Source organism: Enterobacter cloacae complex sp. 385G4, assembly GCF_057320665.1.
The window spans coordinates 131216-149002 of sequence record NZ_JBXWDD010000005.1 but is presented as its reverse complement, the minus strand read 5'-3'; the positions used below and the strand labels follow the sequence as shown (position 1 = coordinate 149002).

The 17787-nt window shown below is 51.2% G+C and carries 23 protein-coding genes and 1 tRNA gene; 12 read left to right on the top strand and 12 right to left on the bottom strand.

What is annotated here, in order from left to right:
* Nucleotides 1-62 precede the first annotated feature (62 nt).
* The gene (locus AC2FAJ_RS15280) at nt 63-632 is read right to left on the bottom strand and encodes a TetR/AcrR family transcriptional regulator (protein WP_041911692.1); all 570 of its coding nucleotides are present in this window, start codon (nt 630-632) and stop codon (nt 63-65) included.
* A 186-nt stretch (nt 633-818) separates the two neighbouring features.
* Here AC2FAJ_RS15280 and AC2FAJ_RS15275 point away from each other — a divergent pair, with 186 nt between their 5' ends.
* The 5 genes from AC2FAJ_RS15275 (at nt 819) to AC2FAJ_RS15255 (ending at nt 4638) form a co-directional block, all read left to right on the top strand.
* Nucleotides 819-1238: a GNAT family N-acetyltransferase gene (locus tag AC2FAJ_RS15275; RefSeq protein WP_041911691.1), complete on the top strand. Its 420-nt coding sequence runs from the start codon at nt 819-821 to the stop codon at nt 1236-1238.
* A 147-nt stretch (nt 1239-1385) separates the two neighbouring features.
* Nucleotides 1386-2186 (top strand): lipoprotein NlpA, encoded by an 801-nt coding sequence (gene nlpA / locus AC2FAJ_RS15270; protein WP_028014989.1) that lies wholly within the window; start codon nt 1386-1388, stop codon nt 2184-2186.
* 122 nt (nt 2187-2308) lie between these two features.
* Nucleotides 2309-3088: an MBL fold metallo-hydrolase gene (locus AC2FAJ_RS15265; protein WP_041911690.1), complete on the top strand. Its 780-nt coding sequence runs from the start codon at nt 2309-2311 to the stop codon at nt 3086-3088.
* 26 nt (nt 3089-3114) lie between these two features.
* On the top strand, nt 3115-4074 hold the full coding sequence (locus tag AC2FAJ_RS15260) for a GlxA family transcriptional regulator (RefSeq protein WP_041911689.1): 960 nt from the start codon (nt 3115-3117) through the stop codon (nt 4072-4074).
* Nucleotides 4075-4308: 234 nt separating this feature from the next.
* A complete protein-coding gene (locus AC2FAJ_RS15255) occupies nt 4309-4638 on the top strand; it encodes a hypothetical protein (protein ID WP_041911688.1) in 330 nt (109 codons plus the stop codon).
* Here the strand turns inward: AC2FAJ_RS15255 and AC2FAJ_RS15250 are convergent.
* The 5 genes from AC2FAJ_RS15250 to AC2FAJ_RS15230 form a co-directional block, all read right to left on the bottom strand.
* Complete coding sequence (locus tag AC2FAJ_RS15250) at nt 4616-5419, bottom strand: DUF4225 domain-containing protein (protein ID WP_485454290.1); 804 nt, start codon at nt 5417-5419, stop codon at nt 4616-4618. The genes AC2FAJ_RS15255 and AC2FAJ_RS15250 overlap by 23 nt on opposite strands.
* A gap of 186 nt (nt 5420-5605) precedes the next feature.
* On the bottom strand, nt 5606-6694 hold the full coding sequence (locus AC2FAJ_RS15245) for an AAA family ATPase (RefSeq protein WP_193359844.1): 1089 nt from the start codon (nt 6692-6694) through the stop codon (nt 5606-5608).
* A 145-nt stretch (nt 6695-6839) separates the two neighbouring features.
* On the bottom strand, nt 6840-7799 hold the full coding sequence (locus AC2FAJ_RS15240) for a YbgA family protein (RefSeq protein WP_041911685.1): 960 nt from the start codon (nt 7797-7799) through the stop codon (nt 6840-6842).
* Between the two features lie 101 nt (nt 7800-7900).
* Nucleotides 7901-8311: a hydroxyisourate hydrolase gene (gene uraH, locus AC2FAJ_RS15235; protein ID WP_485454289.1), complete on the bottom strand. Its 411-nt coding sequence runs from the start codon at nt 8309-8311 to the stop codon at nt 7901-7903.
* A 99-nt stretch (nt 8312-8410) separates the two neighbouring features.
* Nucleotides 8411-9136 (bottom strand): MerR family transcriptional regulator, encoded by a 726-nt coding sequence (locus AC2FAJ_RS15230; protein WP_028014996.1) that lies wholly within the window; start codon nt 9134-9136, stop codon nt 8411-8413.
* 117 nt (nt 9137-9253) lie between these two features.
* Between AC2FAJ_RS15230 and AC2FAJ_RS15225 the strand changes: the two genes are divergently transcribed.
* The 3 genes from AC2FAJ_RS15225 to AC2FAJ_RS15215 all read left to right on the top strand — a co-directional run bounded on the left by AC2FAJ_RS15225 (nt 9254) and on the right by AC2FAJ_RS15215 (nt 11381).
* Complete coding sequence (locus AC2FAJ_RS15225; RefSeq protein ID WP_485454288.1) at nt 9254-9778, top strand: lipocalin family protein; 525 nt, start codon at nt 9254-9256, stop codon at nt 9776-9778.
* A gap of 78 nt (nt 9779-9856) precedes the next feature.
* A complete protein-coding gene (locus tag AC2FAJ_RS15220; protein WP_485454287.1) occupies nt 9857-10906 on the top strand; it encodes a class I SAM-dependent methyltransferase in 1050 nt (349 codons plus the stop codon).
* 31 nt (nt 10907-10937) lie between these two features.
* Nucleotides 10938-11381 carry an acetyltransferase gene (locus AC2FAJ_RS15215; RefSeq protein ID WP_060571987.1) on the top strand — a complete coding sequence of 148 codons (444 nt, stop codon included), beginning with the start codon at nt 10938-10940 and terminating at the stop codon, nt 11379-11381.
* Between the two features lie 33 nt (nt 11382-11414).
* Here AC2FAJ_RS15215 and AC2FAJ_RS15210 read toward each other — a convergent pair whose 3' ends face one another.
* From AC2FAJ_RS15210 to AC2FAJ_RS15190, 5 genes are all read right to left on the bottom strand, one after another.
* Complete coding sequence (locus AC2FAJ_RS15210; protein ID WP_485454286.1) at nt 11415-11999, bottom strand: hypothetical protein; 585 nt, start codon at nt 11997-11999, stop codon at nt 11415-11417.
* A 10-nt stretch (nt 12000-12009) separates the two neighbouring features.
* Entirely contained in the window at nt 12010-12489 is a 480-nt protein-coding gene (locus AC2FAJ_RS15205; RefSeq protein WP_023326420.1) for an Hcp family type VI secretion system effector, read from the bottom strand.
* 23 nt (nt 12490-12512) lie between these two features.
* A complete protein-coding gene (locus AC2FAJ_RS15200; RefSeq protein WP_060571989.1) occupies nt 12513-12704 on the bottom strand; it encodes a hypothetical protein in 192 nt (63 codons plus the stop codon).
* On the bottom strand, nt 12701-13396 hold the full coding sequence (locus AC2FAJ_RS15195) for a hypothetical protein (RefSeq protein ID WP_485454285.1): 696 nt from the start codon (nt 13394-13396) through the stop codon (nt 12701-12703). Before AC2FAJ_RS15195 ends, AC2FAJ_RS15200 begins: the two co-directional genes overlap by 4 nt.
* 499 nt (nt 13397-13895) lie before the next feature.
* The gene (locus AC2FAJ_RS15190) at nt 13896-14237 is read right to left on the bottom strand and encodes a SymE family type I addiction module toxin (RefSeq protein ID WP_485454284.1); all 342 of its coding nucleotides are present in this window, start codon (nt 14235-14237) and stop codon (nt 13896-13898) included.
* Nucleotides 14238-14365: 128 nt separating this feature from the next.
* Here AC2FAJ_RS15190 and AC2FAJ_RS15185 point away from each other — a divergent pair, with 128 nt between their 5' ends.
* The 3 genes from AC2FAJ_RS15185 (at nt 14366) to AC2FAJ_RS15175 (ending at nt 15999) form a co-directional block, all read left to right on the top strand.
* Complete coding sequence (locus tag AC2FAJ_RS15185) at nt 14366-14530, top strand: YlcI/YnfO family protein (protein WP_213826993.1); 165 nt, start codon at nt 14366-14368, stop codon at nt 14528-14530.
* Nucleotides 14531-14720: 190 nt separating this feature from the next.
* Nucleotides 14721-15578 (top strand): hypothetical protein, encoded by an 858-nt coding sequence (locus tag AC2FAJ_RS15180; protein WP_485454283.1) that lies wholly within the window; start codon nt 14721-14723, stop codon nt 15576-15578.
* A complete protein-coding gene (locus AC2FAJ_RS15175) occupies nt 15553-15999 on the top strand; it encodes a hypothetical protein (RefSeq protein WP_485454282.1) in 447 nt (148 codons plus the stop codon). Before AC2FAJ_RS15180 ends, AC2FAJ_RS15175 begins: the two co-directional genes overlap by 26 nt.
* An 8-nt stretch (nt 16000-16007) precedes the next feature.
* On the opposite strand, the gene AC2FAJ_RS15170 is transcribed toward AC2FAJ_RS15175, so the two are convergent.
* Nucleotides 16008-16102, bottom strand: a tRNA-Sec gene (locus AC2FAJ_RS15170).
* A gap of 289 nt (nt 16103-16391) precedes the next feature.
* Between AC2FAJ_RS15170 and AC2FAJ_RS15165 the strand changes: the two genes are divergently transcribed.
* Nucleotides 16392-17783, top strand: a complete 1392-nt coding sequence (locus AC2FAJ_RS15165; protein WP_485454281.1) for a glycoside-pentoside-hexuronide family transporter — start codon at nt 16392-16394, stop codon at nt 17781-17783.
* Nucleotides 17784-17787 lie beyond the last annotated feature (4 nt).

The window sequence follows — 17787 nt, the reverse complement described above, 5'->3', positions numbered from 1 at the left end:
CCGGCGTGGCCGGAAATGTTAAATTGGGAAATTACTTATTCCCGCTAATTATTCACATGCGATTACTTCGCAGAGAAAAGCATATTTAAAATATTCTGATAGATAGGCTCTAATTGTTCTGACGGTACTTTTAAAGGCGCGAGTCGACGGTAAATCGTGCCTTCGATCATCACCGCGGTAATTTCCACGCAGCAGCGAATATGTTCATCGCTCAGATGGGGAAATTGTTTTTTCAGGTGCGCACAGGCGTTGGTAAACATCCGGGCATCGGCTGCGATCATCATGGCCGCCACCTGCGGGTTACGGGTCGCCTCGGCAGACATTTCGAGCATCAACGCATCGTCGTCTTCGTTGAGCGTCTGACGCCAGGCGAGCGCCTGCGGCATCCCTTCCACCACCGTTTTGTCCTGCATCCCTTCGATGCGTGAGTCGATAATGCGGCGGATCATCTCTTCAATAATCGCGTCTTTGTTACTGAAATAACGGTAAATTTGCCCGACACTAAGCTTCGCCTCACTGGCAATTTGCGACATGCTGGCGGCGTGAAATCCGCTGGCGCGAAAGCAGCGACGCGCGGCGGTGATGATTTCGTCCTGACGTTGTTTTTGTCGTTCTTCCAGCTTTGTGCTCATCGTCGTCTACCGTGTAAAAGTGAGAATGATCGTTCTCAGTATACGTTTTGGGTGCGTATTGGAAAGGCTTTTTTTATTTAGTTATTGAATGAATGTTTCTGTATTAAAAAAATGGAGGAAATTAGGAGTTTTTATGAAGGTTAAGCTGTGAGATATTCAAATTGCGCGGAAAATAAGGAGAGAAATATGCACCTGAGCATTACTTATAATGTAACACCCGCAGAAAAAGAAGAGCTATTTGTGGGGTTAAGAGCCTATAACGGACAGTTTATCGATCTGACAAACTTTAGCGGCGACATTGGCGTTTATGTACGAGACGATAAAGGCGTCATGCTCGGCGGGCTCATTGGAGTGCGTAAAGGCGACTGGCTGAATATCGACTTTCTCTGGGTCAGCGACACCGTGCGGGGTACCGGCGTGGGCAGCCAGCTTATCAAAACGGCGGAAGAGGAAGCCAGACGCAAAGGCTGCAAGCATGCGCTGGTGGATACCGTCAGCTTCCAGGCGCGCCCGTTCTATGAAAAACAGGGGTACCAGCTGCAGATGTCTTTGCAGGATTATCCGTACCCGGGCATGCAGCGACATTACCTGGCGAAAGCCCTTTAAGCTCTGAATCCGTAGGCCGGGTAAGCGCAGCGTCACCCGGCCATACCCGCATATAACTTATCCTTCTTATTGATTCTTTTTCGTTTTTTATTTCACCGTCTCGTTGTCGATATAGTCACTACAACATTCAGCAAAAGGAACTTTCTCGTGAAACGTCGATTGGGTGCTCTGGTTCTCGCTGGCCTGCTGCTGGCAGGGTGCGATCAAAGTGGCAGCGATGCCAAACACATAAAAGTGGGCGTCATCAACGGCGCTGAACAGGACGTGGCGGAAGTCGCCAAAAAGGTGGCAAAAGAAAAATATGGCCTGGACGTGGAGCTGGTCGGATTCAGCGGCTCGCTGTTGCCTAACGATGCCACTAACCAGGGAGAGCTGGATGCCAACGTTTTCCAGCATCGCCCGTTCCTTGCAGAAGATAACAAGGCGCATGGCTACAAGCTGGTGGCCGTGGCGAACACCTTTGTTTTCCCGATGGCTGGCTATTCCCGCAAAATCAAATCCGTCTCTGACCTGAAGGACGGGGCGACTATCGCCATTCCAAACGATCCGACCAACCTTGGCCGCGCGCTGCTGCTGCTGCAAAAAGAGAAGCTCATCACCCTGAAGCCGGACACCGGGCTGCTGCCGACGGCGCTGGATATTACCGCCAACCCTAAGCAGCTGAAAATCATGGAACTGGAAGGGGCACAACTGCCGCGCGTGCTGGATGACCCGAAAGTGGATGTCGCCATCATCAGCACTACCTATATTCAGCAAACAGGGCTATCGCCGGTGCATGACAGCGTCTTTATTGAAGATAAAAACTCGCCGTACGTGAACATCGTGGTGACGCGCGAAGACAACAAAGACGCGGAGAACGTGAAGGCGTTTATCCAGTCGTATCAGTCACCGGAAGTGGCGAAAGCGGCAGAGACGATCTTTAACGGCGGGGCGGTGCCGGGCTGGTAAAGGTGCCGGCAGAAAACGCGGTGATGAAAATGGCCCGATTCCATCGGTAATCGCCCTTTAACCCACAGCGCCAATTGTGACGGCTGGCTATCCTCCTTATCACACCAACCGGAGGATAGCCCATGAACATTACCCAAATTCGCAATGCCACCCTGCTGATTACCTACGCCGGAAAACGTCTTTTAATCGACCCGATGCTGGCCCCGAAAGGCGCTTATCCGGGCTTTCCCGGTACGGCGCATGCCGAACGCCGTAACCCGACGGTCGAACTCCCCGTCGACGTCAATACGCTGCTGGACGCTGACGCGGTGATCGTCACCCATACCCATGACGATCACTGGGATCGCACCGCGGCAGAGCTGATCGCCAAAGACAAACCGATCTACGTGCAAAACGATCGTGACGCCGCGCTGCTGCGCAGCCAGGGATTTACCAACCTGACGATCATGACCGACGAGACCACCTTCGGGGAGGTTCGGATTGCGAAAACGTACGGCGGCCAGCACGGGACCGACCGCGCTTACGCCGTGCCAGAACTGGCGGAGCGGCTGGGCGAGGCCTGTGGCGTGGTGCTGCGTCATCCTGATGAGAAGACGCTCTATCTTGCCGGGGATACCATCTGGCGCGAAGAGGTGGCAGCCGATCTGCAAAAACACCAGCCAGATGTTGTGGTACTGAACGCCGGTTATGCCCACGTCATCGGCTTTGGGCCCATTATTATGGGGCAGGAGGACGTGCTCAACGTTCATTTCCTGCTGCCGCAGGCTAAAATCGTCGCGAGCCACATGGAGGCGATTAACCACTGCCTGTTGACCCGCAGCGCGCTGCGTGAGTACGTCGAAGCCAACCAGGTGAGCGATGTGGTGAGCATTCCCCAGGATGGCGAAACCGTTATATTCTGAGTGCGTTAACGGGAAAGGAGAGACAGATGTCGCTAATCAACGTCGCGATTGTCGCGGTAGACGGGTTCAGCCCGTTCCACTACTCCGTTCCCTGCATTCTGTTTGGTGATTCGGTCTCCGGCGAAAAGCGCTTTAACGTGACGATCTGCGCCGAAACGCCGGGGTTTCTTACCTCAAAAGACGGGTTTGCCCTCAACGCCACGCAGGATTACACCGCCATCGGGCAGGCCGACATTGTTGTCGTTCCCTACTGGCAGCACGTCCTTGAACGGCCGCCTCAGGCGCTGCTCGACAGCCTTGTGTTGGCGAGAGACAACGGCGCGGAAATTGTCGGCCTGTGTCTGGGGTCGTTTGTGCTGGCCTGGGCGGGGATCCTCGACGGTAAACGGGCCGCCACCCACTGGGAGTTTGAACATCACTTCCAGTCGCTCTTTCCGAACGTCCAGCTGGATATCAATGCTCTCTACGTGGATGACGGCAATATCATTACCTCTGCCGGTACCGCGGCTGCGCTGGACTGCTGCCTGTACATCATTCGCCAGCGTTTTGGCAGCGTCGTCGCCAACCAGATTGCCCGTCGGATGATTGTCCCGCCCCATCGCGAGGGCGGGCAGGCGCAGTTCATCGCCCAGCCGGTTCCGAAAGATACCCGTGACGCACGTATTAACTGCCTCATCGACTACCTGCAGCAGCACATCACCGAACCGCATAGTCTGGACTCGCTGGCGGAGGTGGTTTCGATGAGCCGCCGCACGCTGACCCGCCATTTTATTAAAGCCACGGGGATGAGCGTCGCCGACTGGCTTACCGCCGAACGCCTGCGGCGCAGCCAGATTTTGCTTGAAGCCGGAAATATGCCCGTTGAGAGCGTGGCGGAGCTGGTGGGATTTAATTCCGCCGTCACCTGGCGACAGCAGTTTAAGGCGCGCTTTGGGGTGAGCCCAGCGGAGTGGCGAAAGACGTTCCGTGTTCATCCGTCTTTATAATTCTGTCGCGATTGAATAAAAAGGCGTGGGGGACATTTTCGGGGTGACGGCTACGAACGCCCCTAACGAGCGCGCTTTAAACACCGTAATCTATTATTTTCTACTTTAGCGCCAGTGTCTTTTTAGCGTGGTCCTGTTTTTTTGCTGAAAATGCTGATGTATCAGACGGGTTACAAGACGCATCTCTTCCGGTTAAGATATTGCACGTTACTTTCCAGAAGAAAAGGTAGTGGCATGAACAATATTGAAACGCAGTTACTTGAATCAGGTTTCACCGTAAAAGAGTTAGCGTATCTGAACCGAAACATCAGTCGTTATGGTTCATCCTTGCTCGAGGTCGTGCTTGAGTTAGGTAAGCGATTTATCATGGTTCTGTGTATTACTGCGGCTGTGGCTCTGATTTTCCTGGCGCTTATTTTTTTCGCTGAACATTACAATCTTGTTTCCGGGGGCATCTCTCTTTTCATCGTGTTGGCGATTGTCTGGTTTTTTCAACCCCCGGTCATTACCTACAAAGCCTGGCGCTACAGAAAGAAATACATTAGTTCTGGCCAGACGCATTAGAAATTAAATCAAACGAGACTTTTGCAGAGACACCCCAGCCGACAATTTTCATAGTGAGCGCTGCGCGATTCATACCGTCGACCTTGCGGTAGAAATCCAGCGGGAGATAGCGAAACAGACGCCATGATTCGGGTTTTCGGATGGCGCCAAATACCGTATAGACGCTTGCTGCCAGGCTTACGCTGTTGAAGACTCCCAGTGCTGATTCACGTTTAAATCCCATAAACTGAGCGATATCCATGACGCCATCTGCCAGCATACCTTCAGAATTTGGTTGATGTTGAAGCGTTCTGTTAATTTCTTTTGAAATAGCATTTGCACCATCCATAACCAGAATCGCTCCTGCAAGCGCACCCACTGGATTCATTGTCATCATTGCACCAACGCCTGCAACAATCTGTAACCCGGAAAGTACAACCTTTATCGACGAGATAAAGTAACCGATGACTTTGTTATTTTCTTTAACCAGTTCAATCTGAGCAAAAAGCTGAGCTGTACGTGAGCGAAGCATTCTGCTTTGATCAAGAAGACTTTCGTTCTCAGCCCGGATGTTTTTCAGGCATTCCATGCACTCATCATGACTTCTGGCCGCCCGGGTAGCGCTAAACTGTTGCATTACAAATTGCCGAATATTATCCATAAATTTAATTCGTGCGAGTCCGTCGCTGAGATGTTGCCCTCCGACAATATTCGCAGTATTGATAAGCTTTCGGGCTTCAAGGTTAATCATTGTTTCAGCCCATGCACGGGTGTTCTGACCAGGGAAAAGTGCAATATCCATTTTAATTTTCTCATCTGATAACCAATGTTTACAGATTATCCAGCCAGCAGAAACTGACAACAATAAATTGGATAATGTATCGCGAGCCCTGAATTCGCTGAAGCATATACCTGCGGAAATCATCATCGTCGTTGATGGCGACCATGAGAGGGATGACTGGAGAAAAGTAATTAAGGAAACAAACACTTACCCCAGTCTCTCCACCCTCGTCTCCCCCTCCGCCATCGACAGCTGATACAGCGAAAACGATCTGTGCTTCTCAATCAACGTCGCCAGCTCCGGCGAGTGGCTGGTGAGCCAGATCTGCGAGTAGTGGCTGGCCTCGGCGATTAAGCTCGCCAGAGCGGGCAGCATCTGTGGGTGCAGGCTGTTTTCCGGTTCGTTTAACGCGATAAACGCCGGCGGGCGCGGGCTTAACAGCGCCACCGCCAGGCACAGAAAGCGCAGGGTGCCGTCGGAGAACTCCGCCGGTTCCAGCGGCCTGCTCAGCCCCTCGCGCTGCATCATCATGCGAAAATGTCCGCCGCTGTTGTCGCTGTAAAACACGCAGCCGGGGAAGGCCTGGTCAAGGATGCGCATCAGCAGCAGCTCGTCGCCAATCTCCACGATGGTCTGAAACGCCGCAGCCAGGTTGGCACCGTCGCTGGCCAGCACCGGGGAGCGGAAACCGACCTGCGGGGCGCGCATCGCCGAGCCGATTGATACAGAAAACTCATGATAAAAGCGCCAGTTACGCAGGGACTCGCGCATCTGCGACACTTCCGGGTAAAGGTGCGGTTCGCCAAGCTGCCCGAATACCGATTCGTTCTCGTACAGCGTGCCGCTGTGGGTCACTTTTTCATGATGCACGTTGTTCAGAAACACGGCCTGATTCCTGCGCTTCATCAGCTGTGACGAAGGACGACGGTGCTGGCCGCTCAGCCAGATGGACTCCTCTTTGATCACCGGGTCGAGCTGAAACTGTGAGGGATAGGGCAGCTTCTCCACAAACCCGACCTGCAGCTCGTATTCGTAGGTCTCTGTTTCCACCGCCAGGTTCATCCGCCGCAGCTGGTCGCTGCGGGTTTTGCCTGCCCAGAACACCTTCAGAATGCCGCCCTCGTTCGCCAGCGCCTGGGAAAACTGCCCTTGCGCGGCGCTGTGCATCAGGTGTATCGCCTTGTAAATATTGGATTTCCCGGTACCGTTCGGCCCGAAGACGATATTGAGCTGCTCCAGCTCCAGCGACATCTCGCGGATGGAGCGGTAGTTTTGAATGTGCAGGGTGTTGATCACAGGCAGGCCCCTTTTGCAGAATAAGCCTGTATATAATCACAGCCTTTAAGATGAAATGCAAAAAAGAGACGACAGTGAGGATGTCGTCTAAACGGGGTACTGCTTTGGGCCTCTATGGGTCAATGGGGCCTTCGCATTTTTTTCATCACTTGACTGCCAGACGCAGACCCAAATCATCAGGATAGGGATCAAAGTAGTTTTGCGTCATCAGATACCGGTCGGGGTATTCGGCCAGGTAGTGCTTCAGCAGCGTGATCGGCGCGAGGATAGGCAACTGTCCGTTGCGATAATGCAGGATCACATCGCGCAGCTCGCCGCGCTGGCGGGTGTTGAGCTGGTTACGGAAATAGCCCTGAATATGCATCAGCACGTTGGTGTGATTCTTCCGCGAGGCGGGTTTTTTCAGGATGGTCATCAGCTTTTCCCGGTACGCCACGAAGAAGGCGTCCAGGTCTTCCCACTCGTGCAGCGAGGCAACGAACGGGCCAATCTCACGGTAGCCCGCCTGATGGTGCGCCAGCAGCTGAAGCTTATAGCGGCTGTGGAAGTCCAGCAGCGCGCGGCGCGTCAGGCCATTTTTACGCAGCGTGTTGAGTTCGTGCAGAGCAAAAACGCGCTCGACGAAGTTTTCCCGCAGCACCGGGTCGTGCAGGCGTCCGTCCTCTTCAACGGGCAGCCACGGCAAGGTTTCAAGGAGGGCGGCGGTGAACAGCCCGACCCCCTCCTTGCGGCCCCGGTTGCCGTTTTCATCGTACAGGCGCACGCGTTCCATGCCGCAGCTTGGGGATTTTGCACAGACAACGAAGCCTGCGAGATCGCCGATTTTCGGCAAATAATCTGCCGCAAAGTCGGCCATTTTCTGCGTAACGTCTTCGTGAGGCGCGTGGCTGAAGCGCATCTGCGTTTCTCCGTCTGTCGTGACGATCAGACGCAGCGCCGGGCGAGGCGTCGGCAGGCCGATGGCCATCTCCGGGCAGACGGGCCTGAAATTCACCCACTGGGCCAGCTCATCCATGATGAAGCCCATGCGCTTATGTCCGCCGTCAAAGCGAACGGCGGATCCGGTCAAACATCCGCTAATACCGAGCACAGGTTTCGTTGTCATGGTGTAGTCCTCCCGTTCATATAACTAAAACTTACACAACATGACTAATTTGTCCAAGTATTCGCGGAACTATTTTTATAATCCTTTAAAATCAATGCCTCTTAACTGCCCTTGTAGGTTGAGTAGCCGTACTGGCTAAGCAGAAGCGGGATGTGCAGCTTCTCGTTGGTGCGGGTCACGGTAAACAGCACCGGGATCTCCGGGAAGAAGGTATCCAGCTTTTTGCCGTGGAAGTACTCTGCGGTTTTGAAGATCACTTTATAGACGCCAGGCTGCATGTCCTGATCCTGCGGATAGAGCGATTTGATACGGCCATCCTGGTCGGTTTTGCCGCTGGCAACCTGAGTCCATTTGTCCTGCTGCTGCTTCTCCAGCGTAACGGTAACGTCTGATGGCGGCATTCCGGTTTGCTGGTCAAGAATGTGGACGCTTAGCGTGCCGGCAGGGGCGCTAAAGGCGGCAGGGGCAAAGGCCATCGAGGCCAGGATCAGCAGAGGGGCAGTTTTTTTCATGGTGTTTTCCTGTTGAGTTATTCGTCACAGGAAAACGTTAGCATCTGCGGCGTGGGAAAATATTCAACTTTTCGTGAAGATTCCCGCAGGAGAAAATTATCAGAGGATAATTACTTCAAGCGATACCTGCTGCTGCCACTGCTCCACCTGCTTTTTCCGCCCGGCGGTGAGCTTGCCGCTGGTGACCAGCAGCCATTTCCGCTCCGGGAAAATCTCCGGCGCCAGCGCGTCAGGGGGAACCGGCAGAATGTCGATGCGGTGGCCCTGCCCGGTGCGCGTTAGGGCTTCGAGCCAGATCTCGCACGGGTCGTTCAGGTGCCAGCCGCTGAGCAGAATATTGTCGCCCGGCGCTTTTTTATCGCCTTCGAGGCAAAACGAGGTGTAGGCGATGATGATGCCGTCGAGGATCGCGCGCAGGGTCATGGCGGCGGCGACGTTAGCCGAGACCTGGCTGCGCAGCGGACGCAGTACGTTCGCGACCAGTTCCGGCCTTGGGTACTCGCGTCCGGCGTCGTAAATCATCTGGCGCAGGGACTCGACTTTGCCGTCCTGCAGGCGTTGCAGCATGCTCTGCTGCAGCGTTTGCCAGTTGTTGGTCCGCCCCGGCGTCGGGCGCTCCAGCAGCGGTTTGACCTGGCCGATCGGGACGCCTTTTTTTACCCAGTCGAGGATTTTGAGCGCCTGCTGGACGTCCTCATCGCTGTACTGGCGGTGGCCGCCTTCCGTGCGCTGTGGCTTGAGTAAACCGTAGCGACGCTGCCACGCCCGCAGGGTGGTGGCGGTGATGCCGCTGAGTCTGGCGAATTCGCCGATGGAGTAAGCCATGTCCGTGTCCAGGGTGGAGGAATACTCTCAATATACTACGAATTTTCCCGAACGGGATGAAGCGCCGAAACAGTGCACTACACTTAACATCCAACCGTGCAAATGAAAGGAATTCACATGAAGCTATGGTCTGTTGTGACCGGTGTTGCGATTGCCCTGACGCTGGTCGCCTGTAAATCCCCCACGCCGCCGAAAGGCGTGCAGCCTATTACCCACTTTGACGCCAGCCGCTATCTCGGCAAATGGTACGAAGTCGCCCGTCTGGAAAACCGCTTTGAACGCGGTCTGGAACAGGTGACGGCGACCTACGGCGAGCGCAGCGACGGCGGCATCAGCGTGCTTAACCGGGGCTTTGATCCGGTGAAGAACAAGTGGAACGAGAGCGAGGGCAAAGCCTACTTTACCGGCGAGCCGACCACCGCCGCGCTGAAGGTATCGTTCTTCGGCCCGTTCTACGGCGGGTATAACGTGATCAGGCTGGACGATAAGTACCAGTACGCGCTGGTGAGCGGCCCGAACCGCGACTATCTGTGGATCCTGTCACGCACGCCGACCATCCCGGATGCGGTAAAGCAGGATTACCTGAATACCGCGCGCAGTCTGGGCTTCCGGGTTGACCAGTTGGTGTGGGTGAAGCAGTAAAAATCGTGCTTTCTTCCTGGGGCATTACTGGCTCGCCTAGATAGACTTCCGTTAAAAGCCTAACGGAGGGAAGACGACATGAACTGGCAGCCTTTTCGCGGCGATGCGCCGGAAAATATGACGATTTTCAGCGCGTCATTTCCCGACGTCAGCGACCAGTGGCCGATGAAAGACGATGCTGCCCGGGAGATCGCTGCGCTCGATCGGGCGCTGAAAGCCGAGCTAGCGCTTCGCCCTCCGCAGGTCGAATATCAGGAAGGGGGGCAGGCTGTGCTCGTCCCGCAGAACCGCTATTCCGAACAGGCCTTTCGCAACCGTCCGGCGCTTACCGCATGGCGCACCCGGCTGGTGCCCTCCGCGCTGGCGCTGTTTGTGGTGCAAAACCCGCTTGAGGATCGCCTGCCGGATGGCACAAAGATGGACAGCGACAGTCGTCAGTGGTTTATCCACGCGAACGACGCCATCGGCGTGCGCGCCCGCGCCCGGGTGCTTGCCGCGCTGGTGGAGAAGTACATTCACAATGAGAGCGAGAACAACTGGGTCAGCCTGGCAAGCGGCGCCGCCATTCCGGTGCTGGAGGCGCTGCGCGAAGCAAAGTTCGATGGCCAGCAGGTCTATCTCACCCTGGTGGATAAAGACCCCGTGGCGCTTAGCTGGGCCGAAACCATGGCGGCGCAGGAAGGCATTGTGGTGGGCGAACAGCTGACCCTGCTCAGGCGCAACCTGGTGCACACGCTGGTGCGTAACGAGGACCTGCTGCTGGAGCTGGGCGAGCATCAGGCCGAACTGGTCGACGCGCTGGGGATTTTCGAATACTTCAACGACGCCGACGCGGTGATTTTTCTCCAGCGCGCGCTGCGGCTGGTCAAGCCCGGCGGGGCGGTGATTGTCTCAAACATGCTGACCAGCAGCCCGCAGATTGACTTTGTGCTGCGCGGTATCGGCTGGGAGGATATCCACCCGAGGACGCTACAGCAGCTGCAGGATATTCACCTGGCGGCGGGCGTACCGGTGGAAAACGTCACCGTGGTCGTGCCGAAGGACGGGGTGTATGCGGTGATGGAGATTAGGGTAGGGAATGAAAAACCGCACGGTCAGTTCCCGTACGGTCCGCAAGGAGTGACTTGAATTAACTTACTTATCAGCACATGATCCCCCTATGAAAATTGAAACCGCACTCCCCATACACTTCGAACGTCTGGTCGCGATCTGGGAATCCTCCGTCCGCGCCACCCATCACTTTTTACAGGAAAGCGATATCGCGGCGCTGCGCCCGTTATTGCTTAACGCGTATTTGCCAAACCTCAGCGTTGTGATGGCCCAGGATGACGCAGGCGTTATTCACGGCTTTTTAGGCGTGGATGAAAACCGCATTGAAATGCTATTTGTTGACGACGCGAGCCGCGGGAAGGGCGTTGGGAAATTGCTGCTGCAACACGCCATCGCAGCGTTCGGCGTGAACGAAGTGGATGTGAATGAGCAGAATCCGCAGGGCGTGGGATTTTATCGCCATATGGGGTTTGAGCAGGTCGGGCGCTCGGAAGTGGACGGGCAGGGGAATCCGTTTCCGTTGCTCCATATGAGGTTGGGTGGACAGGCTTAACTCCCCGTTCCTGTGGAAGAGGGAGTCTGCGAACTAGTTGCTGGTAATTTGCCCGATGATTACGCCACGTACTTTTTCGCCATCGAAGTAATACGAGACCGTATTACTCTGGATGAATCCATCCTGCACTGGTGTCTCATGATAAAAGAGCATTGCTTTCTTTTTGGCGATCTCCTTATTACCGAACAGTTTAACTAAATTCCCGTGAGTAGCATTCAACAACGGAACATTAGCGACTGAGACTTTGACAGCTTCCGTTGTTTTTGCACACTCTTTATGAATCCCATCCCTGGCTATGGCTATTGCCGTTAACAATCCTGCACCCATTTCGTTATAAGAGATGAACCAGTAATTCGTGTCATCGTCGTCATGAAGGCAGAACCAACAAGCGGAACTGTCTTTGTTGACTGGTGTGCTGGAGATGTCTGCCAGATGAGTAACCTCCATTTGCACGGTTTTCTTACCGATGGTAATAGTGGGATAGAGGGGCACTTCTGTGGGTTCTTCCGACGTTGTTCCATCATACTGATAATACCTGGCTGCGAAGCCGGACATTTGGGCTGCTGATGTATTTTGAACCAGGAATAGAAGTGCAGCCAAAATTAACAGTACTTTCATTTTAGATACCCTAATACGTAGCTCGGTTATTCCATTCGTCAGTGTAGAGAATGTTCCCATCGCAATGCTTCCATGTAATCTTCTCGTACCGGAGTTGAATATCTTCGAGATGCGTGCTCGTCAAGCCGGTGGGATGCAGCAGGGGTGATATAGAGGTGATCTTCACGTTCTCCATTATCATATTGAAATACTCACTCTCAACGCCCTGGTCAATAATTCGATACATTTTCAATTCTGCTTTTTTTAATGTTCTTCCTTCACACATAGCACGATATAAAACAGGCGTTGCAGCATCAAATTCCTTATGCAAATTTAAGGGGGAATGAACTCTCGTGCCTGTCAAACGACCAGTATGCGAGCTCTCAGGGATCCATACCTGATGGATAACTGAACGGATTTCAAACGATCCTAATCTCGCTGGCAGTAAGGATGGACCAACTATGGGCGAGCCATTTTCATCAAACAACCACAGATGTGCGGGAATTGACATAATTTACTCCTGTTAAATAGTAATTATCTTTTTTTACGTAAAAGGATATTGAGGCCTACAATAACTACAACTGACCATGTTGCATTCATTGCGATTTTTTCGGGTAGCCAGGTTACGGCAAATAGTGCAAATATTACGACAAATAAAAGGGGAGTTGCGCCTCTCAGGAAAAATATGAGTTGGCCTTTTAGCCAGTCTTTAATAGCTTTAATCATCCCTTTATCATCCTTGAAATCGCGTATGCAATGTCGCTGTCTGAAGCATAGGCTTGGTTAAGTATGGGGGACCTCATTATTATGGGCTCAATCAAGAAAAACATCATTTCAAGCTCTTCCTGATAAAGGAGATTATAGTAATAAGCATTATAGTTTTTTAGATGGTTGGCGCTTCTGGATGCTTGCTCAACGATGCCATAAACTTTTAAACCAAGGACAGCATAAGTAGAAAACGATGTGATCTTTTCTTTCATCCAAATGTTGGTATGAACACTACTACAAATTGCAATAGTTGCCGAATATATAAAAGCCTGGCTGGAGAGCATCGATGATGAAATTGATATGCCTAAATACATAAGATTTCGTTGTATGTTATGTATTTTTTTTTCACTCTTGTTGCTTAATAGACTTTTAATATAAATATAGAGCATCTTAAAGATAACTTCTCTGTGTTTTATTAACTGGACGATACCTATCAAAAATCTGGAGTCTTCTTTGCGTAATCGTAAACATACGTCCTGATAGTTTTCAGTAAAGCACGAAAGTTGATAGCTTAATCGTGTTGCCCCATCATCTAACAGTTGTGCTTGCTTTAATACTTCATCTTTTACGCCAGTTAAGGCATGTTCTAACTTTAAAGCCAATATTTTATGTGCATCTATTGATGTTATTAATGAGTCGCTATAATACATATTGCACCCTTTAACAGTAAACATAGGCACAAGTTTCTATTAATATTGGAGTTCTGCTGTGATGCATATCGCAATAATTTATCTTTAATAAAAAATAAAGATATTTTAACCTTCGTATTATATTTATTGTGAATAATTGTTGGCTATTAATTTAGATATTGTATGAGCGTGAGAATGAAGGGGTTAGATCCGTTGTATATTATTTTACTAGCCGTATGGCCGGAAAAGGTGAAACTGGGTGCCACGAGCTGAGCGTAACTACGAGTGTTGCTTTGAGATTGTAGTGATTTCTCACTGGAAATTTGATGTCTCCTTTCCTGGCCAACTATCCGGAATTGCCGGATAGTTGAATGCTGATCAATTTCGCCATCAGAAAATCTTTTTATGAGATGCTAATTGATGGTTCGAACAGGGAGATTGGGTTGCGTCTTTATCTGCATGTCGTCTCCCCATCTACATCGTCTAACGCGCCTGGCTGGTTGTATGCCAGAAAAAGCCGCTAAGCCAGGTGGTTTGTATTTGATTTTGCGAGGCGCATTCCACGATGCTGAGTTTGGATCGCCGCAAGCGCGTCCTCTATCTCAATGAGCTTTGCCTTCGTCCGTTTATAATCGTCCTGCAAACGCTGCTCCTGCTCGTTATACGCCACCAAAACGATGCATCCTTTCATGACTTTTATCGTGACCTGCTGTCCGGTATCAAAGCCCGCCGCGCGCAGCCACTTGCCGGAAAGGATGATTTTCGGCGTAGATTTGTCGAAAACATTCGGGCGGTATCCCACAATTAACGAACGCTCGGTTCCGGATTGGTCTGTGTCTGGGGTAGAATGCGAATCAGCCATAATCAACTCCTTGATAGTTGGTGAGGTTAGACGCCCATTAGTGCTCCAACACTGCTGGGCGTTGTCAGAATTCCGAACCCATGTGGTAGGTACCACATGCGGATAAATTAACCGAAGTGGTACCTACCATGCAAGAGAAAAAGAAACCAAATTTTGATCGCACCAAAAGCACGATGAAGAACATCCGGTTCGAGGATGAGCTTTTGGAGCAGATTGAGAAGGCTGCGGGGAAAGGGAATTTTAGTAGGTGGGTTAAAGAGGCTTGTAAAGCACGATTGGAAACCTTTAAGTAATTGAAATTATATAAATAAATTCTCAAATAATATTATATACTGTTTTTTTACACAGTATTTTATTGAAGTACTACTTCTGATCCGATATTGTCTTGCATTGTGGGGTTGTTGCTCTTGTGGGACTGATATCACATTAATTGATAAACGCTTGTAAATAAATCAATTTTGCTATCAATCAACGAGGTACGTCATGGAAGCAAATGTTTTTATAAAAATAGACTATAAAAAGGATAGACCAAACCCCAGCCAACTTTTTGAAGCTATGAGTTTGTACATTGCTGCGTATGAGCAGTTTGGACAAATTTTGGCTAAATCAATTGATGTAAAGCAGGAATTTAAATTTCATCTCGAAGATATACAAATATCTTCCATTAAAGCCAAGTTGATTCAGTCTCCTGGCCTGGTACATGATTTTTTTATTAATAGAGTGGCTTCTGCTGGCTCAAAATTATTTGAGCAATTACTGGAAACTGATGAGACAGAGACAGAAGAACAAGTCGATCAATTAGCTGCAAATATAGAAGAAACATTAATTAATGATGGATTGGGCAATGAAATCGATTCACATATTGATCGAAAAGCGCTTTCTCATATGTTAGGAACAGTCTCAAAAGCCAATAATCTTATACTTAAGGATGAAATTGTCGAGTTTGGAGGTTCTTCTTATTCACAAAACATTAATACAAAGTGGCGATTCGCGGGAGACCTTTCAACTATGTTCTTAGGGTTGAAAGAAACCGTTGTCGCAAAAGATTATTTATATGTGAAAATCGCAATAAATGAAGGTAAGCAGTTATGGACGTTTAAGAGTTCCAGAATGAATAAAACTTTTACTGCACGAATTCTTGTTAAGGATTGGATAAAGAATTATCAATCTGGTCTGATACCTCCTATTGGGCCTAAAGATACTTTATTGGCAGAGTTTACTTATGATATTTATAAACCTTATGATAAGCGAAAAACAGCAGAAGTAAGAAATGTGAAGATTATAAAGATCGAGGATATCGTTAGGGGTGGAAGCGATGAGCAATTCGAAATACCAGCTTAGTGCGTTACAGAAAAAAGGTTACGTATCAGATCTGAAAGCTGAGTATTTATATATTTGTGTGCCTTTTTTAATTCTTATTTTGGTTAAAATATATTTTGGTCCTTTACGTGACATAATATATTCTTCTGATTGGAGTCTTGCTGCTTCAATAATTCTTGGGCAAAATGCAGCAAAAATCTCACGCTCTATTTCACAGGTCAAACAAAAAATCAATGATAGTAACTTTAGTTGGTATAGTGCCAAAAGATTTATTTTTGTAATTGTAGCCTTGTTTTTTTATTTTGGAATGATCTTCAAACCAAATATCTATATTGCTTGTTCCCAGATCTTTATATTCCTAATTGCCAGTTGGTTACATTTTTCAGATGGATTTACAATAAAGATGCTCGAGAAGGAAGTGAAAAATGAAGGAGCAAAATAGATTGATTTTGGCGGAAGATCACAGGAGTCGAACCTGCCCGGGAACGCTGGCGCCCCCAACTGGATTTGAAGTCCAGCCACCTCACCGGAGATGACGATCTTCCGCGCCTCGATTGCTACATGGAGGCGGGGCGCATTATAGCTACTTTCAGGCATTTACCACATACCCCACACCACTTTTTTCATCTCTCTTTTGACCTGTACCCCCCTGTTTCAGTTAATTCTTAAGAAAATCCTCAGGTTAGCATTTCGTGCTGCCCAACATTTACCGCGATCACAAAAAACAAGAAACGTAATCTGCTAACCAGAAAACGCAATACCCGCCTTTGAAACAATGGTTTAAAACCAATGCAACCGGTCTCAGCGCCCCCTACAGCGTGAAGGATAAAAAATATGAGCGAAGTATTGTCAGTAAAAGAGAAGATTGGCTACGGCATGGGAGACGCCGCCAGCCACATCATTTTTGATAACGTTATGCTTTATATGATGTTTTTCTACACCGATATCTTCGGCATTCCCGCCGGGTTTGTCGGCACCATGTTCCTGCTGGCGCGCGCGCTGGATGCAATCTCTGACCCGTGCATGGGGCTGATCGCCGACCGCACCCGCAGCCGCTGGGGCAAGTTCCGTCCGTGGATTTTGTTCGGTGCCATCCCGTTCGGCATCGTCTGCGTGCTGGCCTACACTACACCGGACCTCAGCCTCAACGGCAAAATGATTTACGCCGCTATCACCTACACGCTGCTGACCCTGCTCTATACCGTGGTCAACATCCCGTACTGCGCGCTGGGCGGGGTAATCACCAGCGACCCGACGCAGCGTATCTCCCTTCAGTCCTGGCGCTTCGTGCTGGCGACGGCGGGTGGCATGCTCTCCACGGTGCTGATGATGCCGCTGGTGAAGCTGATTGGCGGCGAAGATAAGGCGTTCGGCTTCCAGGGCGGGATCGCCGTGCTGTCGGTGGTCGCGTTCCTGATGCTGGCATTCTGCTTCTTCACCACCAAAGAGCGCATCCAGGTGCCGCCGAGCACCACCTCCATGCGGGAAGACCTGCGAGATATCTGGCAAAACGACCAGTGGCGCATCGTCGGCGTGCTGACCATCCTCAATATCCTCGCCGTCTGCGTGCGCGGCGGGGCGATGATGTACTACTGCACCTGGATCATGGGCTCGCCGGAGGTGTTCGTCGCATTTCTCACCACCTACTGCGTCGGCAATCTGATCGGCTCCGCGCTGGCGAAACCGCTCACCGACTGGAAGTGCAAGGTCAGCATCTTCTGGTGGACCAACGCCGCGCTGGCGGTGGTCAGCGTGGCGATGTTCTTCGTCCCGATGCACGCCACCGTGCTGATGTTCGTCTTTATCTTCGTTATCGGCGTGCTGCACCAACTGGTGACGCCAATCCAGTGGGTAATGATGTCCGATACCGTCGACTACGGCGAATGGACCAACGGCAAACGCCTGACCGGCATCAGCTTCGCGGGCACGCTGTTCGTGCTGAAGCTCGGCCTGGCGCTGGGCGGGGCGATGATCGGCTGGATGCTGGCAGGCGGCGGCTACGACGCGGCGGCCAAAACCCAGAACAGCGCGACCATCAGTATCATTATCGGCCTGTTTACGCTGGCGCCGGCGATCTGCTACGTGCTGAGCGCCATTATCGCCAAACGCTACTACACGCTGAAAACCCCCTTCCTGACCAAAATCCTGGGTGAGCTGGCGCAGGGCGCGCGCCGCAATCAGCAGGATTTTGAAAACCTGCCGGTCAGTAAAGAATTGCAGAACTAAGAGG